At 47.4% G+C, this 23,153-nt stretch carries 17 protein-coding genes; 10 read left to right on the top strand and 7 right to left on the bottom strand.

The features are described 5' to 3' along the window. Positions 1-19: 19 nt before the first annotated feature. On the top strand, positions 20-1,759 hold the full coding sequence (locus tag IAQ59_RS15975) for a M14 family zinc carboxypeptidase (RefSeq protein ID WP_209331835.1): 1,740 nt from the start codon (positions 20-22) through the stop codon (positions 1,757-1,759). Here the strand turns inward: IAQ59_RS15975 and IAQ59_RS15980 are convergent. Next, a complete protein-coding gene (locus tag IAQ59_RS15980) occupies positions 1,756-2,292 on the bottom strand; it encodes a hypothetical protein (RefSeq protein ID WP_209331836.1) in 537 nt (178 codons plus the stop codon). The genes IAQ59_RS15975 and IAQ59_RS15980 overlap by 4 nt on opposite strands. 141 nt (positions 2,293-2,433) lie before the next feature. Here IAQ59_RS15980 and IAQ59_RS15985 point away from each other — a divergent pair, with 141 nt between their 5' ends. Together IAQ59_RS15985 and IAQ59_RS15990 are read left to right on the top strand one after the other, a co-directional pair. Beyond that, on the top strand, positions 2,434-4,212 hold the full coding sequence (locus IAQ59_RS15985) for a c-type cytochrome (protein WP_245189647.1): 1,779 nt from the start codon (positions 2,434-2,436) through the stop codon (positions 4,210-4,212). Then, positions 4,209-5,729, top strand: coding sequence for a sulfatase (locus tag IAQ59_RS15990; RefSeq protein ID WP_245189648.1), 1,521 nt, complete (start codon positions 4,209-4,211; stop codon positions 5,727-5,729). Before IAQ59_RS15985 ends, IAQ59_RS15990 begins: the two co-directional genes overlap by 4 nt. A gap of 413 nt (positions 5,730-6,142) precedes the next feature. On the opposite strand, the gene IAQ59_RS15995 is transcribed toward IAQ59_RS15990, so the two are convergent. After that, positions 6,143-6,622 carry a YybH family protein gene (locus IAQ59_RS15995; protein WP_209331837.1) on the bottom strand — a complete coding sequence of 160 codons (480 nt, stop codon included), beginning with the start codon at positions 6,620-6,622 and terminating at the stop codon, positions 6,143-6,145. A 181-nt stretch (positions 6,623-6,803) separates the two neighbouring features. Here IAQ59_RS15995 and IAQ59_RS16000 point away from each other — a divergent pair, with 181 nt between their 5' ends. The 4 genes from IAQ59_RS16000 (at position 6,804) to IAQ59_RS16015 (ending at position 12,848) form a co-directional block, all read left to right on the top strand. Next, positions 6,804-7,820: an esterase gene (locus IAQ59_RS16000; protein WP_209331838.1), complete on the top strand. Its 1,017-nt coding sequence runs from the start codon at positions 6,804-6,806 to the stop codon at positions 7,818-7,820. Between the two features lie 3 nt (positions 7,821-7,823). Next, positions 7,824-8,708 (top strand): acetoacetate decarboxylase family protein, encoded by an 885-nt coding sequence (locus IAQ59_RS16005; protein ID WP_209331839.1) that lies wholly within the window; start codon positions 7,824-7,826, stop codon positions 8,706-8,708. A gap of 74 nt (positions 8,709-8,782) precedes the next feature. Continuing rightward, the gene (locus IAQ59_RS16010; protein ID WP_245189649.1) at positions 8,783-10,525 is read left to right on the top strand and encodes a metallophosphoesterase; all 1,743 of its coding nucleotides are present in this window, start codon (positions 8,783-8,785) and stop codon (positions 10,523-10,525) included. Then, entirely contained in the window at positions 10,509-12,848 is a 2,340-nt protein-coding gene (locus IAQ59_RS16015) for a GMC family oxidoreductase N-terminal domain-containing protein (protein WP_209331840.1), read from the top strand. Before IAQ59_RS16010 ends, IAQ59_RS16015 begins: the two co-directional genes overlap by 17 nt. Positions 12,849-13,003: 155 nt before the next feature. Here the strand turns inward: IAQ59_RS16015 and IAQ59_RS16020 are convergent, their stop codons facing one another. Then, positions 13,004-14,026, bottom strand: a complete 1,023-nt coding sequence (locus IAQ59_RS16020) for an LLM class flavin-dependent oxidoreductase (RefSeq protein WP_209331841.1) — start codon at positions 14,024-14,026, stop codon at positions 13,004-13,006. Positions 14,027-14,433: 407 nt separating this feature from the next. Between IAQ59_RS16020 and IAQ59_RS16025 the strand changes: the two genes are divergently transcribed. Genes IAQ59_RS16025 through IAQ59_RS16035 form a run of 3 tightly spaced genes read left to right on the top strand, consistent with a single transcriptional unit; the run spans position 14,434 to position 16,853 of the window. Next, on the top strand, positions 14,434-15,000 hold the full coding sequence (locus IAQ59_RS16025; protein WP_209331842.1) for a YceI family protein: 567 nt from the start codon (positions 14,434-14,436) through the stop codon (positions 14,998-15,000). Between the two features lie 21 nt (positions 15,001-15,021). Beyond that, positions 15,022-16,311: a hypothetical protein gene (locus IAQ59_RS16030; protein ID WP_209331843.1), complete on the top strand. Its 1,290-nt coding sequence runs from the start codon at positions 15,022-15,024 to the stop codon at positions 16,309-16,311. Positions 16,312-16,325: 14 nt separating this feature from the next. Next, positions 16,326-16,853 (top strand): hypothetical protein, encoded by a 528-nt coding sequence (locus IAQ59_RS16035; protein ID WP_209331844.1) that lies wholly within the window; start codon positions 16,326-16,328, stop codon positions 16,851-16,853. A gap of 4 nt (positions 16,854-16,857) precedes the next feature. Here the strand turns inward: IAQ59_RS16035 and IAQ59_RS16040 are convergent, their stop codons facing one another. From IAQ59_RS16040 to IAQ59_RS16055, 4 genes are read right to left on the bottom strand one after another with little or no spacing between them, the layout of a single operon-like run. Continuing rightward, a complete protein-coding gene (locus IAQ59_RS16040) occupies positions 16,858-18,480 on the bottom strand; it encodes a hypothetical protein (protein ID WP_209331845.1) in 1,623 nt (540 codons plus the stop codon). An 18-nt stretch (positions 18,481-18,498) separates the two neighbouring features. Beyond that, entirely contained in the window at positions 18,499-19,668 is a 1,170-nt protein-coding gene (locus IAQ59_RS16045; protein ID WP_209331846.1) for a DUF4249 domain-containing protein, read from the bottom strand. Between the two features lie 4 nt (positions 19,669-19,672). Next, positions 19,673-22,426 carry a TonB-dependent receptor gene (locus tag IAQ59_RS16050; protein ID WP_209331847.1) on the bottom strand — a complete coding sequence of 918 codons (2,754 nt, stop codon included), beginning with the start codon at positions 22,424-22,426 and terminating at the stop codon, positions 19,673-19,675. Positions 22,427-22,428: 2 nt separating this feature from the next. Then, positions 22,429-23,112 carry a hypothetical protein gene (locus IAQ59_RS16055; protein WP_209331848.1) on the bottom strand — a complete coding sequence of 228 codons (684 nt, stop codon included), beginning with the start codon at positions 23,110-23,112 and terminating at the stop codon, positions 22,429-22,431. Between the last annotated feature and the right edge of the window lie 41 nt (positions 23,113-23,153).

Genomic DNA, 23,153 nt, shown 5'->3' on the forward strand with positions numbered 1-23,153 from the left:
ATTTTTTGGACATTTGGCCATGCGAAATTTGCTTGTTACCCTTTTGCTCCTGCCCGCTATTGGTTTAGTTGGGTTTGCCCAACCAACGTATACCACCCGTTTTGAAGTCAGCGGGGGGCTGGAAACGGCTCAATACACCGAGGTAATTGCCTATTTCCAGCAGTTGGCAAGTGATTTTGAGGCTGTTGAAATGATTGAAATGGGGATGACGGATGCCGGGCTGCCACTGCATGTGGTCCTCTATGATCCATGGAAGCAGTTTGATCCGGCGGATTGGCACCGGGAGAACCGCTTGGTATTGTTAATCAACAACGGCATCCACCCGGGAGAGCCGGACGGGATTGATGCTTCCATGATGTTGCTCCGGGATTTGGCGTTACAGAAACGTAACCTTCCAAAAAACACGGTTCTCGCCGTAATTCCGGTGTATAACGTTGGAGGACACCTCAATCGGGGATCCCATAGCCGGGTTAATCAAAATGGTCCTCAGGAGTACGGTTTTCGGGCCAATGCCCGCAATTACGACCTGAATAGGGACTTCATCAAAGCAGATAGCCGTAATGCGCAGTCCTTCCAATCTATCTTTCACTGGTTAGGGCCGCAGGTTTTTATTGATACCCACGTGAGTAATGGGGCCGATTATCAGCATGTTATGACACTGATTTCCACGCAACATAACCGATTGGGAGGGCCTATGGGGAGCTACTTGGAAGAAGAGTTGGAACCCAAACTCTACCGTGGGATGGAAGAGGCCGGATTTCCCTTGGTCCCCTATGTAAATGCCTGGAATGGCAAACCCGAAGATGGATGGCCTCAGTTTAAGGACAGTGGTAGGTATAGTAGCGGTTATGCCGCTTTGTTCGGAACCTTGAGTTTTATGCCCGAGACCCACATGCTAAAACCCTATGGCGAAAGGGTTCGTTCTACCTATGCCTTATTTGAAACCTTTTTTGCAACTATCGAGCAGGATGGCGATAAGATCCTTCGTCTTTGTAAAGACCAACAAAAATGGTTGAGGCAACTGAGAGAAGTTTCCCTCAATCATCAGTTGAACAGGGAGCGCTACAAGTCAATCGTTTTCCATGGATTCGAGTCGGGAAGCAAGCCGTCTGAGGTCTCCGGTCTGCCCCGGTTGTATTATGATCGGAGTAGACCCTTTACCAAGGAGGTTACATTTTACCACACCTATGTGCCCGGTCTTTCCATTCAACTGCCTAGAGCTTATTTGATCCCTCAGGGCTGGCATCAGGTTGTGGAAAACCTTTCAAGGAATGGGGTGGAGGTGGAGAGGCTCGAAAGAGATACGGTGCTGAGGGTGACGGGGTACGAAATCGATGCTTTTAAAACCTCTCCCCGGGCCTACGAGGGCCATTACCTGCATTCTGACGTGCAGGTGGTCAAGAAGTCCTTTACCTATGCTTTTCGGAAGGGAGATTATTTGGTGCGCACCAATCAAGTGGCTTCCCGTTATTTGGCAGAGGTGTTGGAACCACAAGGAGAGGACAGTTTTTTTGCATGGAACTTCTTTGACACCATACTTCAGGCGAAGGAGGGCTACTCTGCCTACGTTTTTGAGGATTTGGCAGCGGCTTATTTGGACGAAAATCCACTGATTAGGCAACGCCTTGAGGCAAAGAAGCTACAAGATGAGTCCTTTGCCAACGACGGTCCCGCCCAACTTCGATGGGTCTATGACAACTCCCCATGGAGAGAACGGGAGCATAATGCCTATCCCGTTTATCGGCTGGAATTGCCTTAAAAAACGGGCATGCGAAACATTACCCGCATCGCTAGTATTCCGAGATGGAAAGGAGCTCTCCCGGTGTGTTGATACCTGAGGCTGACCTCGAGCGGTTCAAAAATGTAACCAGCTTCCGCTGCAAATCCCAACTCGGCAGTCGTTACGTTGTCACTGTTTTGTGCAAAGCGGTTGCGGGCCACATGCAGCGCAGCACCGACCTGGGGTTCAAAAAAGAGATTCTCGAAAAACATCCGGTATCCTACGGTGACGGGGATAAGATTAAACGCCACGTTATCGCCCAAAGGTAGGACAATGTTGGATCTAATGGGGAAGTAGGTGAATCCGCCGGTTAGGGTCACCTGTCCATTCATGCCTACTCCATAGAGCGCTTTTACTGAACCGCCAAAACCGGCAGGGAACTCGTTTTGATAATACTCATTTAGGGTCAGCGCTCCATCAAACCCCACATTGAGGAAATTTTCGCCGACTTGACCGTAGGAGACCTGCGCTAAAAGGAGTAGTGCGCCTATACTTAGGTAGATTCGTGGCATACATATATTATTTTAGGTATTACATCCAAAATACAAAAATAATTGGCAATTTAGTAGGTGTGTCCATCAGAACGTACATTACAAGTAAGTTAAACAGGATTTCAGCTTTTTAAGTTTTAAATTATAAATGAATAAAGCATCATGAATGGTAAAGCTATGCAATCTTTGTTGTGTCTCGGCCGTTTTTTGGGGTGCTTTTTGGCGTTTTGGGCCTGTTCTTCGTCAGACCAAGCGGATTCGGACGATTCCCGACCGTGGAAGGTTCCCGAAGAGGCGAATCATCGGTTAAACCCATTTCAAGATGAGGCGTCTGTGGAGGCGGGTCAGGCACTCTATAACGTATACTGCTGGAGTTGCCACGGGGCTAGTGGTATGGGAGATGGAGCCGCCGGAGGTGCTATGGGATCACAGCCCGCTGATTTTCACACTGAATCCTTTTTGAATCAGACAGATGGGGCGATATTTTGGAAAATCAGTCAGGGGAGAAACGTCATGCCTTCCTTTGATGAGATCCTTTCTGAACAGCAGCGGTGGCAGGTGACTGCCTACATTCGGAAATTGGGAGAGGGTATGGCGGAAACCTTGGCCGCTTCGCCTGTAAGCCTTCGGGAGGACATCAGCATACAACACTACCTAAAAGTGCCCGCCAGAGCCGTAAGAATATTTTACCAACCGGAGACAGATGCCTTGTGGTATGCGACTTTTGGAGGGGATGTCTACAAGATAGACCGAAGCGAAAGACCTCTGCACGCTGAAAAGGTTATTACTGCCACAGAGCATGGCATAAACAGGCTTCAAGGCGCCACCGTTTATGGAAACACACTTTTTTTGGCGGGCAATATACGGGTAAATGACAACAAGGGCACCACCGGATGGATGATGCGGGTGGAGTTGAATCCCTTGGGAAACCATCGGGTTTCAAAGGTGTTTTCTACCGTGGAGTACGGAACCACGAGCACCCCCTTTGACCATGGCTGGAGTGCCGTCAAGGTTAGCCCGGATGGGCGGTATATTTACGTAGTCAGTGGGTCGAGGACAGACCACGGAGAGGTTCAGGATAATAAAGGAGCGTATCCCAATTCCAGAAACGAGCCGTTAACTGCTGGGATTTTTCGATTTCCCATTGACGCGCAGGATGTATTATTGCCAAACGATCTGGAAGCATTGCGCAACGCGGGTTACCTGTATGCAGAGGGTATTCGAAATGCGTATGATTTCGATTTTGACAAGGACGGTAACCTCTTTGCCGTCGTCAATTCAGGCGATTACGACCAGAGCGAAGATATGTTTTGGGTTCGGGAGGGACATCACTATGGATTCCCCTGGGTAATGGGTGGGTTGGACACCCCGCAGCAGTTTGCAGATTGGTACCCCGACCCAGAAAAAGATCCTTTCTTGAATACTTCGGCCGCTGCCTGGCCCGAGGGCTTTTACAATGATCCCCAGTTCCCAAAAAGACCCGAAGGTATTGCATTTACACCTGGGATGCGAAATTTTGGTCCCGATGCCGTTAAATACAGGGACAGGGCAACCGGTGATATCAGGGACGCATTCGAGGAAGGAACAAGTATCGTTGGTTTTACCGCCCATTCTTCGCCATTAGGCTTGAATTTTGACCGAGAGCATTGGTTGGGTGGTTCGTACACCGGGAGTGCTTTTACACTTCGGTATACCAATGGAACCAAATCCAGCCTCATGCAGCCTTTTACAGATAGCGGGGAAGACTTGCTGCAATTGCGGGTGACTTTTGATCCCGAGGTATCGAACTTCCGGCTGAATACTTGGCGTATTGCCGAGGGGTTTTCGCAGCCAGTGGATGCGGTACTGGTTGGCAATGAATTGTATGTAATCGAATATGGTGGAAGGCAACGAGGTGGGAACATCTGGAAGGTAATCTTTCCAAAAACTGACGCATTATGAAATTAAAATCACGCTTGATGGTAGAGGTAATGGGCTATTCAATGGCCTTGGTGTTGTTTTTTGGATGTGCTAAAGAACAGCAATCGCAGGAAAAGCCCAGACCGAATGTCCTTTTCATTGCCATTGATGACTTGAATGACTGGGTAGGCGTGTTGGGCGGACACCCACAGATTCAAACCCCGAATATTGACCGACTAGCGGCAAGGGGTGTATTGTTTGCCAATGCCCATACGCAGGCGCCATTGTGCAATCCTTCCCGAGCCAGTATTTTAACCGGATACAGGCCTTCCACAACGGGTATCTACAACCTCTCGCCTCACTTTAGGGATGTGGAGATGACCAGAGATGCGGTGACTTTGCCCCAGTATTTTCACCAATACGGGTACCGTACCCTTTCCAACGGGAAGATATTCCATACGCTGGGCAATTCGGAAGAGAAGCGGACAGATTTTGAGGAATGGGGACCGATTGGGGGAGGCACTGCGGGACATCCGACCGAAAAGCTTGTGCCCAATACCCATATGGGCAATCATCCGCTAATCGATTGGGGCGTTTATCCTGAAGTGGGGGACAGTGTGCGAAATGATTATAAAGTAGCTACATGGGCGGAACAAAAATTGGAGGAGTTGGCCGTGCAGGAAGACGGAAGGCCGTTTTTTATGGCCGTAGGCTTCTGGCTGCCCCATGTGCCGCTCTATGCGACAAAAAAATGGTTCGACTTATATCCGGAGCATGCCGGGATCCACTTACCTGAAGCACCGGAGGATGATCGAATAGATATTCCGGATTTCTCTTGGTACTTGCATTGGTACCTTCCAGAGGTGCGCTTGAGTTGGCTAAAGGAAAACAACCAATGGGAGCGTTTTGTAAGGGCTTACATGGCCACGATTAGTTTTACCGACGCACAGGTGGGCAGGGTCTTGGACGCCTTGGATAAGCAGGGACTATCAGATAATACCATTGTGGTGCTGTGGTCTGATCATGGGTTTCACCTGGGAGAGAAAGGGATAACCGGAAAGAATACCCTCTGGGAACGTGCTACCCATGTTCCTTTGATTTTTGCCGGTCCGGAAATTCCTAAAGGAGAAGTCGTAAACCGGCCGGCCGAACTATTGGATATCTACCCAACCCTGGTTGAGTGGGCCGGATTGCCCACCAAAGATGGATTGGAAGGCATTTCGCTCGCTCCTCAGTTGCGGGATTCCAATGCGCCCCGAAAACGACCAGCTATCACCACTCATAATCCCGGTAACAACAGTGTCAGGACAGAACGATGGCGGTATATCCGATATGCGGATGGATCCGAAGAACTCTATGACCACGACGAAGACCCTCACGAACACTTGAATTTAGCCTCGAATCCAGCTTATGCCGAGGTAAAGACCGAGCTGGCTGCTTGGCTAACGACAGAAGACGCCCCGCATGCGCCGGGGAGTAAACACCGAAATTTGGAAAAGATCGATGGCGTATGGCACTGGGAGGGTAATCCAATTAATTGGGATGATTGGGTGAAGTGATTTCAGATCAAGCTGAAACGATTAGAATCAGACATATATCCGATCATTGTTCTGTGTGTATGCGTAAATTGGGTTGTTTTCCAAATTATAATTTTTTTAATTTGCTTCCCTAGATAGGCTTTGCTGTTAATAAAATTTTAATTCTAAGTCGATGGATTAAAAAAAATATATTTTTTAAGAATACTTAATTAAAAATTTTTTAAATCAAAAAACCCCTATTATCTTTGTGTCATTGAAAGAGACAAATTTTTTTGGTTTTTTCTGTAACAAAGCTGAAAATGGCTTGATGGAGGCAAAGAATCGTCTTTGCAGGAGGTTCGAATCCTTCTGTTACAGCTTGGTTATTTTGGGTTTATTGTTAATTGACTAAAGCTATGAAACATTGTTTCATAGCTTTTTTTATGAGCTTTGGTCTAGGGTTCATTTCCGTTCCAGATGTCGTGTGTAGTAATCCATTCTCCGTTTCTTTTTTCCAAAATATTGAGGTACTTGGAGGTTGAATTGAGAGTGTCTCCGGTTATTTTACTGATCAGGGTAACGTTGGCAAAACCCCGCCCATATGCCAAATCGCCGTCAACAACCACATCGTCGTAGCCACTTTCCAGGATGGTTTTGTATTCGTCAAAAATAGCTTGGTAATAGGATTCCACGGATTTTTTGCCTCTGAGCGTTTCTTTACTAGGCGCCATTAAAAAGGCATCTTCTGCAAAGTATCGCGCAATTTCGGAGGCGTTTCCATCGTTAAATGCGCGCGCCCTTGCGCCACTCATGGCAGTGATGATTTCAATGTCTTTTTGGTAATCCATGGGAGTTGGCTTGGTTGAAGTATTCTCTGTGGAGCAAGCACACAGGAGTATGCCGGCGAACAGAATTGAAGAGATCTGTTTGTGCATGATGAATCGTTTTTTTCGACTTCCAAGGTACAAATTCCCGGCAAATTTCCCCGGTATAGCGGGATTGTGTCGATTTTAGGGGAGTCAAGTACATCGAGGTTCCCATGGATTTTTATATTTTGGAATATTCTTTGGAAATTAATGCATTCTGTATAACTTATATCCTGAAAATCTAACCTCCATGAATAACCAATTTGACACGGTGCCCTTCACAGCGCTAGATGGGTTTCCTTGTAACCTAAAGCATTACCTCACGAACAATCCCACCCCAAAAGGGCCTGTGCTTTTGGTTCATGGGGCAGGAGTGAGGAGCAATATTTTTAATCCTCCCGCAGAGCAAAACCTCATTCATATGCTTTCACATGCGGGGTACGATGTGTGGTTGGAAAATTGGCGAGCAAGTATTGACCTGATGCCCAACGAGTGGGACTTGGACCAAGTGGCCTATCACGATCATCCGGCAGCCGTGCAGAAAGTGTTGGAGTGCACGGGTTATTCGGAGCTGAAGGCAATCGTTCACTGTCAGGGCAGTACCAGCTTTATGATCTCAGCGGCATTGGGCCTATTGCCAGAGGTCAAAGTCATCATCAGTAATGCAGTTTCGCTGCATCCTATAATCCCCCGGTTTTCAGTGTTTAAGCTGAATGTACTGCTACCAATCGTAGGCACCCTTTTTGACTACTTGGATCCCTCTTGGGGTTTGGGGGCACCTGATTTTAAATCCAAGCTGATTAAAAAGCTGGTAAAAGCCACCCATTGGGAAGAAGATACCACGGTAGGCAAGATGGTTAGTTTTACTTACGGGTCTGGCATGCCGGCACTCTGGGAGCTGGAGAACCTGGACAAGAAAACCATGGACTGGATTCAGTATGAATTCGCCCATGTGCCCCTAACATTTTTCCGCCATATAAGAAGCTGCGTACGTGCGGGGGTGCTTAAGCCATCCGCCGGATCAGGCATTGACTATCAGGTCTTGCCGCCCAAGACCGATGCCCGGGTCGTCCTCTTTGCTGGGGAGAAGAATAAATGTTTTTTGGCGGAAAGCCAGATGCGGACCTTTGACTACTTGGAAAAGCTGAACCCGGGTTATCACCAACTATATCTTCTGAAGGAATACAGCCACTTGGATGTGTTTTTTGGAAAAAATGCTCCCGTAGATGTGTTTCCGAAGATGATAGCCGAATTAAACAATAATTGACCCATGCCGCCAAGAAGGATCAAAAGATATACGGGTAGATTTGCACTGGTAGACGGAATACCCTATCAGATGCCTATTCAGGCCAAGAATGCCCCGGCGTTTATGGCTGGATTTTCCTGTGATTGGGAAAAGGCCAATGCGCTGTTGCCGGGAAACGAGATTCATGCGTTGAAATTGCCCAATGGCCGGGCCGTTTTGCTCATTACGGTGATCAACTATGTGGACACCAGTATTGGAAAATACATCGAGTTTAGCATCGCTATCGGCTGCACGCATGGAAAAAAGCCAGCTCCTAGAATACTGAATGCGCTTTTTTCGAGTGTTTACGGTACAGGTCAATTTATATTAGACCTTCCGGTAAGTTCGGAAGTATCCGTAAAAGGAGGAAAGGGAATCTGGGGCATGCCCAAGCATCAGGCAAATCTGGACTTTGTGGATACACCTACAAGCGTCAGCAGCCAATATGAAAAAGATGGGCAGTTTGCCTTTCGCATAGAAATTCAAAAGCCGCGATCCAGCAGCTTGGGTATCCGAATTGGCGCCACCAATTATTGCCAATACCGAAACATGCTCATGGCCTCCTATGTGTATTTTCAGACAAAGGTAGGACTAAATCTATTTGGGAAAGCCAAAGCAACCCTTCATATTGGAGATCATCCCCATGTGGCCATGCTTCGGAAAATCGACGTGAATCCTGACCCGTTGTTCACGACTTACATGCCTGCGGCAAACGGTATTTTGGATGACCATTTTCAATGTTGGTTCCTCACCTACGAACAGCTACCGACCCAAATGCCGGAAGGGTTGGAATCGGTGACGGATTTGGGGTTAGGGGAGGAATGGCTATCGGCACCGCAGATCCAAGATATTGAAAAGTACCGCTTATAGCAAGCGGAGAACCCGATTTATACCACACAGAGGGTATTGGAACGGCAAATAGTGATGATACAAACCACAGTAAGATGAAGTTTGAAAAGAAACCCATGGTCAATTGGTACGACCCCAAGCAGCTGGCCTTTACCGGTGTGAAGACCTTGCTTTCCTCCGTTTTTGGAAATTTTGCCGACCGCCGCGAAATGCAGGCCGCGCTTGACCAGGAAGCGAAGCCCTTTGACTATTCGGATAAGGAGGAAATATGGTTTGACTTTATTTCTGACTTAGGAGACGGGTTTAATCCTACCTATACCCTGGCCAAGACGTTAGCGGAGCCATCGATTACCGTGGGGGGGAGGGAGTTGAAGCGGGGAGATTTTTTGGTGATGGGGGGAGATGAAGTGTATCCTACACCGGAAATGATCGAATATTCCAATCGACTGAAAGGACCCTATGAGGCCGCTTTTCCCAAGGACGATTCACCCGATGCGCATCGGCCTGACGTGTATGCCATTCCGGGCAACCACGATTGGTATGATGGGCTGACCAATTTTCTTAGACTTTTTACACAGGAGCGTTCGTTGGGAAACTGGAAAACCCGGCAGACTCGTAGTTATTTTGCCATTAAGCTCCCCCACGATTACTGGTTGATAGCCATCGACATACAATTGCACGCAGATATAGACTACCCTCAGATCTGCTATTTTAGGGATATTGCCCAGCACCATTTTACCTCCCAAACGAAGGTTATCCTATGCACGGCTGAGCCATCTTGGGTGTATCGCTCCTTTGATCAGAAAAGCACCGCTTATGACCGGTTTAAGTTTTTTATAGACAAGATCCTATATGGCAAGGGAAACAAGGCCTACGAAGAAAAAAACCAGTCAATTACCGTAAACACGATTCTTACCGGGGATCTACACCATTATGCCAGGTATGAGGAAAAGACGGTGAGGGGAGAGACCCGTCAATTGATTACCGCAGGCGGAGGTGGCGCTTTTATGCACCCTACTCATACCCTTAAGGATACCATCGCTCCCGTGGATGGATATTCGGCGCAGCTAAAGGGAGTGTTCCCGCCCAGAGAGGCCTCGGTCAGGCTGAGTTTGCTTAATTTGTTGTTTCCCTATTTTAGTCTGACCATGCTCACCTTGTTTGGGATTGTGCATGCGTTCACCAGTTGGATTTTGCAAACCCAACAATTAGCGAGCGGAGATACACTCATGGAGCAATTGAGCAAAATTCCCTCGTTTGTAGAAGGTTTTGGGACCGCCTTCGGCGCTATTGTAGCATCCCTTAGCCATAATCCGGGTGCCATTTTTCTAAATCTGCTACTGCTTGGAGGTGTCGTGGTCTTTACCGATGTTAAGTCGGGGTACGGCAAGTGGAACTATCTGGCCGGCGCAGTCCATGGCCTGCTGCATCTGATGGTGTTTTACGGACTGCTTTGGCTTTTTTCTGGGATTAACCTAGATCAGTTGGGATTGAAGGTCAACCAACCCAGTCAGGTGGCGTTGTTCCTAGCTGAAATGGTGGTGATCGGCGGAACACTCAGTGCATTGATATTCGGACTCTACCTGACCTTTAGCGTATTGGTTTTGAAGAACCATATTACCGAAGCTTCTTCCTCCTACCGCTGGGAAGGGTATAAAAATTTTCTTCGCCTGCATCTCACCAAAGACTGCCTGACGATTTACCCTATCGGTTTTGAAAAGGTGGTATCTGATTGGAAGGTATCCACCGAAGGCGACCGGGCCATCGTTGCCGGAAGCCCCATTTCATTTTCTTTGATTGAACAACCCATTGAAGTACACCATGAAAAAACTGTCTAAGCCCCTGTCGGAATTAAAGAGCAACTACGAAGTTGTCGTGATCGGTTCCGGGTATGGAGGGAGTATCGCTGCCTCCAGAATGTCCCGTGCCGGGCTCAACGTCTGCTTATTGGAAAAAGGCAAGGAATTTTTGCCCGGAGATTTTCCCAGCACCTTGCTCGAGTCCGGTAAGGAAATGAATTTTATACGTGGTAAATCGGAAAGCCTCGATCGTAATGGATTGTATGAATTTACGATGGGAAACGGGATCAACGTATTTAAGGGCTGTGGCCTAGGGGGGACTTCCTTGGTGAATGCCAATGTCTCCATCAAGCCGGATCCGCGGGTGATGGTGCAGGAGGAGTGGCCCGCGGCTATCCGGGCAAATATCGAGAGTTTTCACGAAGGTATGGACAGGGCCTGGGAAATGTTGAAACCAACTCCCTATCCCGAAAATAAAAACGGTTATCCGGTGCTGAAGAAAACCGAGGCTATGCGTAAGTCTGCGGCGTTTATGTCGGAACCATTCCGTCTCCTGGATATCAATGTCAATTTTGAAGACCGACAAAACCATGTCGGCATCAAACAGCCCAGATGTACCAACTGTGGCGATTGTGTGACTGGCTGTAATGTGGGGGCAAAAAACACCACTGCGATGAATTACCTTCCCGATGCGTTTAATCACGGGGCTGAGATATTTACCGAAATCAATGTACGCTATGTAAAAAATGCCGGCGATCGATGGCAAGTTTATTTTCACCCGGTGGGAATAGGGAGGGAGCACTTTAACGCACCTCTGATGTTTATTACAGCAGATCGGGTCATTTTGAGTGGAGGCTCCTTGGGGTCAACGGAGATCCTGTTTAGATCCGCCCAACAGGGGTTGCCGCTGTCCGCCCAATTGGGAAAGCGCTTTACAGGCAACGGGGATGTGTTGGGTTTTGGCTATAATAACGATGAGCCCATCAATGGGATTGGGTTGGGGAATAAGGGTACCGACGCCATTGCCGAAGTAGGCCCCTGTATCACCAGTGTCATTGACATGCGTGGCAGGGAGGATATGGAGTCAGGCATGACTTTGGAAGAAGGTACCGTGCCGGGGCCTATCCGAACCATCATGCCGAAGGCACTGATCGCGTTTTCTCGGTTGATGGGGAAAGATACGGATAGAGGGATAAAGGATTATTGGAAAGAAAAATGGCGCGAGGTCAGAAGCCTTCTTTTGGGGTCTTTTCACGGTGCAGTAAAGCATACGCAGATTTACCTCGTGATGACGCACGACGATGGGAATGGTGAAATGACACTGGAGGACGGCAAACTTTCCATCAATTGGAGGGGTGTAGGTAAGCAGCAAATATTCGAAAAGGTAAATGGGGAAATTTATTCCGCTACCAAAGCCAATGGGGGTACCAAAATTCCCAATCCGACTTGGAATAAGTTGATGAACTATGATTTGGTGACGGTACACCCATTAGGAGGGTGTAATATGGGCGACGATGCGTCCAAGGGAGTGGTGGACCACAAGGGGCAGGTTTTTTCTGGAAAGGAAGGTGCTGCATTGCATCAGGGACTCTATGTCATGGATGGAGCGGTGATTCCCCGGCCGGTAGGTACCAATCCCCTGCTCACCATCAGCGGCTTGGCGGAGAGAAGCTGTAAGCTGATCCTAGAGGAACTGGGTAGGCCGCTTTCCTATGCATTTGATCCTCCCTCAGAGCCCGATAAACGTACATCCCCGACGGGAACGGGTGTGCAATTTACCGAGACGATGCGGGGCTTCTTCGCAACGGGGGAACGGGAAGATTACGATAGGGGATTTGAGGTAGGGAAACGGCTTAATTCTGAGTTTGAATTTACGTTGACCATTCAGACAGAAGATATGGATCACTTTACGACCGACCCCAGTCATCCAGGCAGTCTGTTTGGTACCATGCGGTCCCCCGCTTTGTCCAAATCTCCTATGACTGCGCTTGGGGGTGGTTTTAATCTCTTTATCGATGATCCACAAGCACCGGAACGTAAACGGATGAAATATACGGCGATTTTGCAGAGCGAAGAGGGAGATACTTTCTATTTTGAAGGCTTTAAGGATATATTTAATGACAGGGTAGTCGATGTATGGAAGGATACCACCACGCTATTTATCGATGTTTTTAAGGGTGAAGACCGAAGCGGCGAGTTGTTGGGGAAGGGTAAGTTGGTGATTCGTATCGCGGATTTTATTCAGCAATTGCGAACTGTAAAGGCGATTCACGCAAGAAGTACCCAAGAGGGTATACAGGCTATTGCGGCTTTTGGGAAGTTTTTTGCTGGAAATGTATTCGAAACCTATGCCCGTCTTTGAGCGGTATACGAATGTGGCCATATTTCAGGAGGTTGGAGGAAATCCGCCGGAAATACGGCTTCTTTTAAATGGTAACCGCAAGCCTCGCTGTTTTAAAGCAAGTGGGAAGCATTCCTTTATTTCCTGAACTATTCGGGTAGTTTTGTAGGCAATGGTTAATGGTATAACGACTTTTCGGACTTTACCTGCATTTGCTGTATTAGTTCGGAGGCCATTTGATAGGATGCCAATCTTTCTTTGTGGTCATACAGGTTTGTGGTAATCAGCAATTCATCCACACCGCCATGACTGATAAATTTTTCCAACGCCGGTTTTACCGTGTCGGGTGTGCCGATAAAGGTATAGGCCATCATATTTTGTATTGCGGCTTCTTCCTGTTCGCTCCAAATGGCGCTCATGTCTGCAACAGGTTTCCTGAGTGGATAGGATCTGCCTCTTATAATTCCCAAGGCCATTTGGTAAAAAGAAGTGGCTAGGTAATGCGCCCGTTCCTCGGTTTCCGCCAAAACCATATTGACACAGGCCAGCAAATGAGGTTTTGGGTTTTCATCGGAGGGGGTGAAATTGGATCGGTAGTAGTTGGAAGCATGCATAAAATAAGAAGGAGCAAAATGGCTGGCAAAGGCGTAGGGTAGTCCCTTCTCAGCGGCCAAGACTGCGCTACTCATACTGGATCCCAACAAATAAATCGGCACATTTAGACCTTCGGCAGGAAACGCCCGGACGGGTGCATCCCAATTGTCTGCTGAAAAGTACGATTTGAGATCTTCCAGATCATTGGGGAATTCCTGTACACTTTCCATCCGACCTCTTCGCAAAGCTGACGCCGTCCGCTGATCTGTACCCGGCGCCCTGCCCAAGCCAAGGTCAATGCGCCCCGGATACAAGGTTTCCAAAAAACCAATCTGTTCTGCTACAATCAAAGGACTGTGGTTGGGAAGCATGATGCCGCCAGAGCCTATTCGGATGTGTTCGGTGCCTTGTGCCAAATATCCCATCAATAGGGTTGGTGCAGAACTGGCTACGTAGGCCATATTATGATGTTCCGCGACCCAAAAACGGGTATATCCCATGGTTTCTGCCTTATGGGCAAGGTCTATGCTACGATGGTAAGCGTCCCTGGCGTCGTAGCCTTCGCGGATAATCGCTAAGTCTAATATCGAGTAGGAAATTTGCATATTGCTGGATCAGTAATTTTTTAGAAATAACGGACGGTTTTTCACTTTCGTTCCATGATTGGCTTTTCGCTAATATGCTGTAAATTTTTTCTGGGAAATTGATAAGTATTTTACAGGCAATAGGGTGCCATAGATTTTCGGAAGTTTTATCAAAAAGAATACGATGTTTTGTTAAATGGAGGTTGTTACGTGGGCTTGAATTACCGTTATATTTGATTCAATATCCTGTTTTACAATTAATTAATATTGCTTCTCTCAGACTGAATTCTCTCATGTAAAAGAATGATTTTCGTCATGTTATGGCTAAAATCTTCTAGCTAGTTTTGAATCATCAAATCCAAGGAAGCCGCACAAGCCACTTTATTTGTATTGATTTAAGATTATTTAATCATTTAAATATTATAATTATGAAATTTCAACCTATCCTACTGTTATCCATTGTTTTAGGCCTTATAAGCCTACAGCTCCGGGCACAAAATGAGTATAAAATAGACGGAAAGCCAACCTTAAAGGTTTCGGGCACTTCGACCTTACACGATTGGGATATGATATCTGACCAAGCGAATGGATCAGCGAAAATCACAGTTTCTGGCGGCTCGGTGCAAGCGATTACAGCGGCAACGTTATCCATGCCGGCAGAAAGTATCAAAAGTGGAAAACGCCCGATGGATACCAATGCCTACAAGGCCCTAGGTACAGACAAGCACAAGGAAATCAAGTTTCAATTGACCGAAGCCAAAAAGCAGGGAGACTCCTGGCTGATTATGGGAACCTTGGATTTAGCAGGAATGAAAAAGCCGGTCACTTTTGAGTCAACGCTTAAGACTTCGGGGTCCAAAGTTACCATTCATTCTTCCACCTCGTTTAAACTTACTGCTTTTGGTATAGAGCCTCCTACCGCATTACTTGGATCGGTCAAGACGGGAGATGATGTAACCCTTACCATTGAAATGACATTAGCACCAATCAACTAAACTTAACAAACACCAATAGACATGAGAAAGCACCTATTATTAATGGGATTGGCTGGGTTTTTATCTACCGGCCTAATGGCGCAGAGCGACCGTGATATGCAGTTTTGGCGTCCCTACGATCAGCGGGGTCTGAATATTTTTGAAACGGGTAAAGCGGACACCGTGGCTTACGATGGTATCAAGGTTCGAATTGGGGGGGCGTTTGCACAGCAGTTTCAGTCGCTGAGCCACTCAAATGGGGCAACAGAAGTTCTGAATGCCAACAATGTAAACACCAACCAATTAATGAACATAGGGTCTGGTTTTAACCTGGCAACCGCCAACCTAAACATTGACGTGGCCCTTGCCGACGGCGTTCGTTTAAATCTGGTTACCTACCTGTCCTCGAGGCACCACCCCGAATCTTGGGTGAAGGGCGGTTACCTGCAGGTGGATAAGGTTCCGTTTTTGAACAGCCCTACGTTTGACAAGATTATGGAAAAGGTTACCATCAAGGTGGGCCACATGGAAATCAACTATGGCGACGCACACTACAGAAGGTCTGATAACGGAAATGCATTTTATAATCCGTTTGTTGGCAATTACATCATGGATGCATTCACCACCGAAATCGGAGGAGAGGTCATCTTCCAAGACAAGGGTTTTTTGGCGGTAGCATCGATGACAGGTGGAGAGATTCAGGGTGGGGTAACCAATCCCGATGTTCGAAAGCCGTCCTTTATTGGAAAATTGGGCTATGACAAACAGGTTTCTGACGAACTCAGGATCCGGCTGACGGGATCTGTTTACACGACGGCAGGTTCAGTCAATAACACGCTATGGTCTGGTGACCGGGGCGGTTCTAGGTATTACCTGGTGATGGAAAACACCCTTGCGACTACTTCTGCACAATTTACCTCTGGTAGATTTAATCCCGGAATGAGGAGTAATGTAACCGCAATGGTGCTAAACCCATTCGTCAAATTCCAAGGATTGGAGCTTTTCGGCAACATTGAGCGTACTACCGGAAAGGCCGCAAACGAAAGTGCCGATAGAACCTGGAATCAGCTGGGAGTAGATGCCGTCTACCGATTTGGAACCGAGGATAAGTTTTACCTCGCCGGAAGATATAACGAAGTGAGCGGCGACCTACCTAATGGAACAAATCCCGGCATCAATCGTGTTCAACTAGGTGCGGGTTGGTTTATTACCAAAAATATTTTGACTAAATTTGAGTACGTAAGCCAAAATTACAATGACTTTGCGGCTACGGATATCCGCCGAGACGGTAAGTTCAACGGGTTCATGATAGAAGGGGTGATTGGGTTCTAATTAAAGGAAATAAAATGCGTATCGCTTGGTTTTTGTTCTGTGGGATGCTGCTGATGGCCAATACAAACAGGGAAGAGCTGTTTGTCATCAAAGAGAAGGAGATCCGTGTAGCGGGAATCACCTCTATCGGCAAATTCGAGTGTTCCTATGGAAACGAAGCGCTAAGCGATACGCTTTATACTGGAGATTTACCCAAGGCCAGGCAGCTGGATTTTGTTATCCCAGTAAAGGATTTTGGCTGTGGTAATTTTTTATTGAACAAGGACTTCAAAACAACCATCAAAGCAGACCAATTTCCCTTTTGCATGGTTACCGTGCAGTCACTAAATCGGGGTAGGGAAGGTTTTTTAAGCGATCTTGCCGTTAATTTGGCAGGAAAGGAACTCTTTTTGAATGATGTGGTATTTAAGCATCAGGACAATCAGCTGGTGGGAGAAGTAGATTTGTCTTTTGGTGTGTTGGATCTGGCACCTCCCAAGAAGTTTGGAGGCCTGATTCAGGTGGAGGACAAGCTTTCCCTACAGATTATTATGGGCATGTAGCTTTTCAGTTTACGATGATTGTCCTGCTTCCAGTTTGAGTTAGCGGGTCAGTCCAATTGATATAACGTATTTTAAATTTCCCCTTCAGCATCCCTGCGGTTATTTCTAACGAGGATTGGTTCCCCATCCCGCCCCAATACAGAAGCGGCCGCAGGTCTGCAAGTCTGCTTTCCTCACTTTTTATCCACCCTGATTCGTGGTTTTTGGGAATCTGAATCCCTTTGTAGGCAATAAACAAGGCATTTTTCGGAAGATCAAACTTGCCAAAATCATTCGCAAAAGAGGTCAGATTGATAACCCCCTCGAATTCTTTGTGGTCCAAATAAAACTGACGGTTTACAATTTCCATTTTTTGAATTCCCGATGGGTTAAATTCAGCAAAGGCATCGTTGTCAAAAACGGGCATCGCATCAATTAGAATTAGCGGATTTCGCTGAAAAACCTCCGAAGCGGGCTTGTTTACATTTTTGAATACAGTCTTTCGATTTTCCCGCCGAACCAAAACCGTTGGTACGTATTCCCTGATCACGGTAGCCATGTCCTCAAATCGGTTATAGTCATCTAATCGGTAAGCATAATCCTCTACGAGAAACGGAGGGAGTGTGTCCGGTACATTGGTGATTGGTGGAAAGTAATAGCGACTGGTTTGGTTGGCCAAATAACGGTCTTGCAGTGTGGGCAGTAGTGTTTCCGGTAGTACCAGTTCCGGTAGCTGAAACGTCTTCTTTGGCTTTACAGGCCAAAAGGGCGATTCCAATACAAAATCGAGTTGGCTTTCCTGATTCTCAGTCTGTACAATCACAAAGTCATAGTGTAAAAATTCTGCAGATTCAAAAAAAAGGCTACCGTCCGCTAAAGGTTTGCTTATCATTAATTTCGAGTCTAGTCCATGGGCGGAAAGGTAATAGGTCTCGGTGGTGTCTATCGGAAATCGAAGCGCTCGTCCGTGAATCAAGTGGCCAAAAATCTCCGGCTGGGGAGTGGGTAGCGGTTGGCTACGGTCATATAACTCCGAGCTGGACAGCGGCATAATATCGGGAAGGTCGCCTACATAACTGATCGCCACGGTTAGGTCCGAATGTTCGGGACTCGTCATCGTCAGGTTTATTTTTTGGTTTGTTCCAATTACCTGTCCGTCTGATATGCCATCGAATGGAAATGGCTGATGACGCTCTTGGATAGACGGTGCCTGAAGCCTAGGGGCAGGAGAAGGAAGTTTGGGTGGGAAGGCTGGATTGATGATGCCGATTAGCTGATGGTGGACGCCCTTTTCAGGGGAGAAGTAAGGACTCACTTTTGTGTAGGCACGCAGAAGGTAATAATCGGAGGGGATGTTTTCGCTAATCACCAGGTAGGCCATGGCTCGTCCCTCCTCAAGCCGCGCCATTTCTTGAATAACAGGTACTCCTTCACGATTGATCAATTCGATGTATAATACTTTTGAAGGGCTCGCGTTCCCTTGGTAATTTACCCTTGCTTCCACCCAAAGGTGCTCCCCCGGCATGACATACCCATCTGAAGTGAATGGGATAACCTCTTCTGCGAATACCGGCAGTTGCTGTTGGCCTTGAAGGTAGGCGACAGTGAAAAATGTCAGGAAAGTTCCTAGTATGACTGAATATCTCATCGTAATCTGTGCTAAAGCCTATCTATCGACTGAATGATCAAATGGTTCCCAGAAGTCCGGTGGATACTGACTGCCCCTTAGTCGGCAGTCGGTACAGTTTTTAGTAGAAGCGAGGTAAGTGACGCACACGGCTCCTTCACATAGCGGGAAGACAGGAACCATTTCTCCAATAATGTAGCTAATTTCATAAGCCAACGGGGTGACCGTGTCAAGCGGGCAAAACTGGTAATCATCGATTCGGGATGCCCACCCGTCCAGTTCCCGCTTGTCTATGTACATCCTTTTTTCGACCGTATTTCCGGCACTGATGTAACCGATCACCGATTCTCCCGGACTGGAGACGCTCTGTATATTGGTGCCGATCATCGATGGCAAGGGGCTAAAAATGCCCCCAATTTCATCCGAGTTTTTCCGCATAGCATCCCAAAATTCAAAGGCCTCCCGCTGCAATCCTCGCTGCCTTACCAAGATGGAATAGCGCTCGCCCAATTTTTCGGACAGCGTATCGATTCGTTGAATTTCCTTTCGGCTGATGCGCTGATTCTGAAATCGCTCGGATGATTCCAAAATGATGTTGGATGACTGGAAGCTCTGGTAGCATCTTTCCACGATTTCGTCAAATGGGGTGTTCATAATCGTCATGGAAGCTTCGTCGAAGTAATAGTAATTTGGATAGGGGCTCCTGAACTCCCAGTCCTCTTCAAACTCCCAGATGAAGAATTTAGACTGCTCGCTACCGGTGGTTGACGCATGGATGCTTACGTAGCCGGGCCTTCCGGTATACCCTAGTTCGAGGTCATCCGAAGTAGCGACCGGGAAAATCTCTTCTGACAAATATTCCCCAAAAGGGGTCTGAATCCTCACACGGTAGGTATCATCTACTGGCAAGGCTGCCTCGAGGGTGTATATTCCCGATCCGGTTAAATTCATATGCCAAGTGCCTGATTTTCTGCTTTCCACTTGTACGTTTGCCTCATTTACGGGACGGTTTCCCTCGGTAGAGTAGATAGGCTGCGTTTGGGTTAAGCTGATTTCGCTGATCCCGCCGTCCGTCTCCAAATAACCTTCCACCACCAAATACCGGTGATCTATGTCCGTGACTTCCGGTTCATAAAACTCCCTACAAGCTAAAGGGCCGAGTAAAATGACTATAAAAACTGCCAGAATACCGATTTTGTGGTTGTTCATTGGCTTAAAACTTAAAGTTATAGGTAATAAATGGAATCGGTCGTGCAAAGATTGAAAGCTGGTAGCCCTGCAAAATGCCGTTCACCGGAGCAAAGTATACCGAGTAGGGGTTGCTGCGGCCCAACACATTGTAGATGCCCAAGGACCAAGATGCATGTGCCAGCTTTCGTATCCGGTGGTTTCCTTCGATATTGACCGACAAATCTACCCGAAAATAGTCCGGGATGCGGTGTTCGTTTCGGTCTGAATAAAATACCCGATCTGAGCCGCCGTATTGGAATTTGGCAATGGGCAGCGTAATGGGTCTTCCCGTGCTGTAATTAGCGTTTAGCGAAGTATTGATGCGTTTTGTAAACTCAACGTTTGCCGCCATCATCACGTCGTGTGGTTGGTCGAAATTGCTGGGATAAAACCGTCCCTGATTGATGCTTTCTGCCAACTCTCCGGCGGAAGTTTGCAGCAGGGATCTGGAATAGGTGTAGCTAACCCATCCATTTAATTTGCCCACGGTCTTTTTGGCCATCAGCTCCACTCCATATGCCTTGCCACTGGTATTGAGTATGTCTTGCTCAATGGCTTCGTTGAGGATCAAGGTGGCACCGCTGCCGAAGTCCAAGAGGTTGCGCATGCGCCGGTAGTACACCTCCACGGAGGTTTCTATGCTGTTGTTTTTCAAATTCTTGAAAAAACCAAGAGAGGCCTGTTCGCCAAATTGCGGTGCGATATTTGGATCACTCAATTTCCAGGTATCGGTAGGGGAGATGGCAGCCGTATTGCTCAACATATGGATGAATTGCCGACTTGTATTATAGCCCACCTTAATGGAGGTCATGTTGTCTATGGAGTACCTAGCTGAAAGCCGCACTTCCGGCCCGTGGTAGGTTTGGGCGATATCGCCGGGCCCATATATAGCCGTTCCTTCCATGGTAGCGTCCGAGCGGATTAATCCGGAAACGTAGCGGTTTACTGCTTTTGGACCGAGGTAATTGTACACCACATACCTGAGTCCATAACTAATCAGCCATTGGGGGTTAATCTCAAATTCATCGCCCAAGTAGACGGCGCTCTCCAACGCCCGTTCGGGCTCCACTCGCCTTGGTATGACCAGTGAATTTTCACCTCTTGCATCCAAGGTGCCGGCAGAAAGCCGGTAAAGTACATGGTTCATGCCAAAGGAAAGCTTGTGTTTATCCGAAAGTGCGTAAGTGAAGTGGTTTCTCCAGTGGGATTGGTTCATCTGGAACCCAAAATCAAAGGCATTTAACGAATCCAAGTTTCCATCTATTTGAAAGCCGTAGTTATCGTGGCCAACAGTAAATTCGGCCTCCACCTTTTCATTGATATAGCTTATCCAACTCAGGTTGATGTGGCGGTTTTGGTAGCGGAAAGTGGTGTCACTATCAAAACGAAAGCTGTCTTCACTGCCGTAAGATGCCAGCCTTAGTTCGTTTTTCTCGTTTATTTTATGGCTTAGGTTTAGGTTCAGATCTGCAAAGGAGGCCCGGCTATCCCTGAACTCAGAACCTTCGTCCAGTAGACCAAATAGCCAATTGGAGTAGGTGGTCCGGATTCCAGCGGCGAAAGTGGTGCTCCTGCCGAGTGGCCCTTCCAGGTACATCCTGCCGGTCATGGGGCCAATCCCACCGCCACCCTCGATTTTTTCCCGGTTGCCGTATTTGGCCTTTACATCCAAAACGGAAGATAGCCTGCCACCATACTGAACCGGAATGCCCGCCTTGTAGAGGTCTACGCTTTCGATCATGTCAGCGTTGAATGCAGAAAATAAGCCAAATAAGTGGGATGGGTTATAAACCGTAGCCTGATTAAATAGGACGAGGTTTTGATCGGCTGCGCCGCCACGCACGTTAAAGCCAACACTGGCTTCTCCTACTGTTTTTACCCCGGGAAGTGTCAGAATCGCCTTCAGTACATCCACCTCCCCCAACACCGCCGGAATTTTTTTCATTGATTGTACGGTGATGCGCTCCAACCCCATCTCCGGACGCTCAATGTTGGCGGACCGTTGCGAAGTGACCGTCACTTCGGTGAGCGAAATAATGTTGTCGTCCATGAACACATCCAATGTACCGTCTCCCAACAGGTTCACTTGTCGTTGTTCCTGATAGGCACCGAAGTTTTGGAAGATCAAGGTGTGGCGACCCTTGGGTAAGACTAACTCGTATTTGCCGTTTTCATCCGTTATTCCCCGGCTTTCCAGTCCGGCCGCATATACGATGGCACCAATGATGGGAGAACCGGATTCGGAGCTTTTTACGGTACCTCTCAACCGCGCCTGAAGGACACTAAACGAAGCCTCGGCATCACCGATATCCCAAAGCTTATTCTTGGCGAATAGCCTATCTTGTTCGCTATTTCCGATAAGGATTTCGGAAGCAGATGCTGCTGCCTGATCCCGTTGGAAGAAAGTTTTTGGAAATGACGTTTGCAGTGCCATTCCTTTACTGATGTATACCCGTTTGGCCCCGTCTATGCTATATTTCAGGTCTGTGCCAGAAAAAACCGTCCCCAATATTTCATCCAAGCGGTTGCCATTGGCAGTCAGGTTAATTTCTATTACGGCGACATCGGATGTTTTGAAGTAAAAGCGATAGGAAGTTCGATCTTCTACCATTTGGGCAAAGCGCTCGAAGGTTACGCCAGGGAAGATACCGCTGATTGGGTCACCTTCTGAATGCTGCGACCAAGCCGAAATTGCGCCGATAAGCAAATAGCTTATTGTGAGGAATAAATGTTTCATGGCTAGTTGGAACGGCGGTCAGCGGTAGAAACCAATAGCAACAGGTAGGCTTCTTTGTTCCTTTTAAAGGAGAGTTTGGATTCCCGCAACTGGGGGCGTATTTCCTTCCGATTGAGCGATAACACGCCATAAGCGTCTTTTTTTCGCCGAATAAGGTGCATGCGATTCTCTTTTTCTATAAAATAGCGTGTTACTTCCAGGTAGGAAAGGTAAGGGTTCAAAGGAGAACTGTCTTTTTTTATTTCTTTGTAATGTTTGCAATATAGCCCTTGTTTGCCCACACTAATTTCCCGATAGAACCCCTTTCGGTGAAAGGAAAACTCAGGCACTTGGTCTTTTTTGACAAATCTACTGCCATCTGCCAGGGTGAATGCCTGTATCCGAAGCGGATTCAATATGGTACGCTGCCCTTTGGCCGGAGTCAAGGTTACCAAGATTTCATCGTAGATGTCAAACTGAAGGGGTATGCGTGAAAATTTGAATCCTTGTATATCAATATTGCCAAACTCCATGGCGTTGTTCCCAAAATAAGGGTGGCCGGCAATGGAGGTTTGGGATCGTGCATATTGAGATCCCGTATGGACTTCCGGAAAAAAGGAACGTATTTCCTGGTAGGATTGTGTATATAGGCTGTCTGAAGCGGGTATCTGACCCAATAGTATCAATGGTTTGATCAAAAAAAGCATTATCACTAAAATAAAGTGAAGAAAGCGACCTGATGTATACA

Source organism: Lunatimonas salinarum, from assembly GCF_017811155.1.
Taxonomy (GTDB): Bacteria; Bacteroidota; Bacteroidia; order Cytophagales; family Cyclobacteriaceae; genus Lunatimonas; species Lunatimonas salinarum.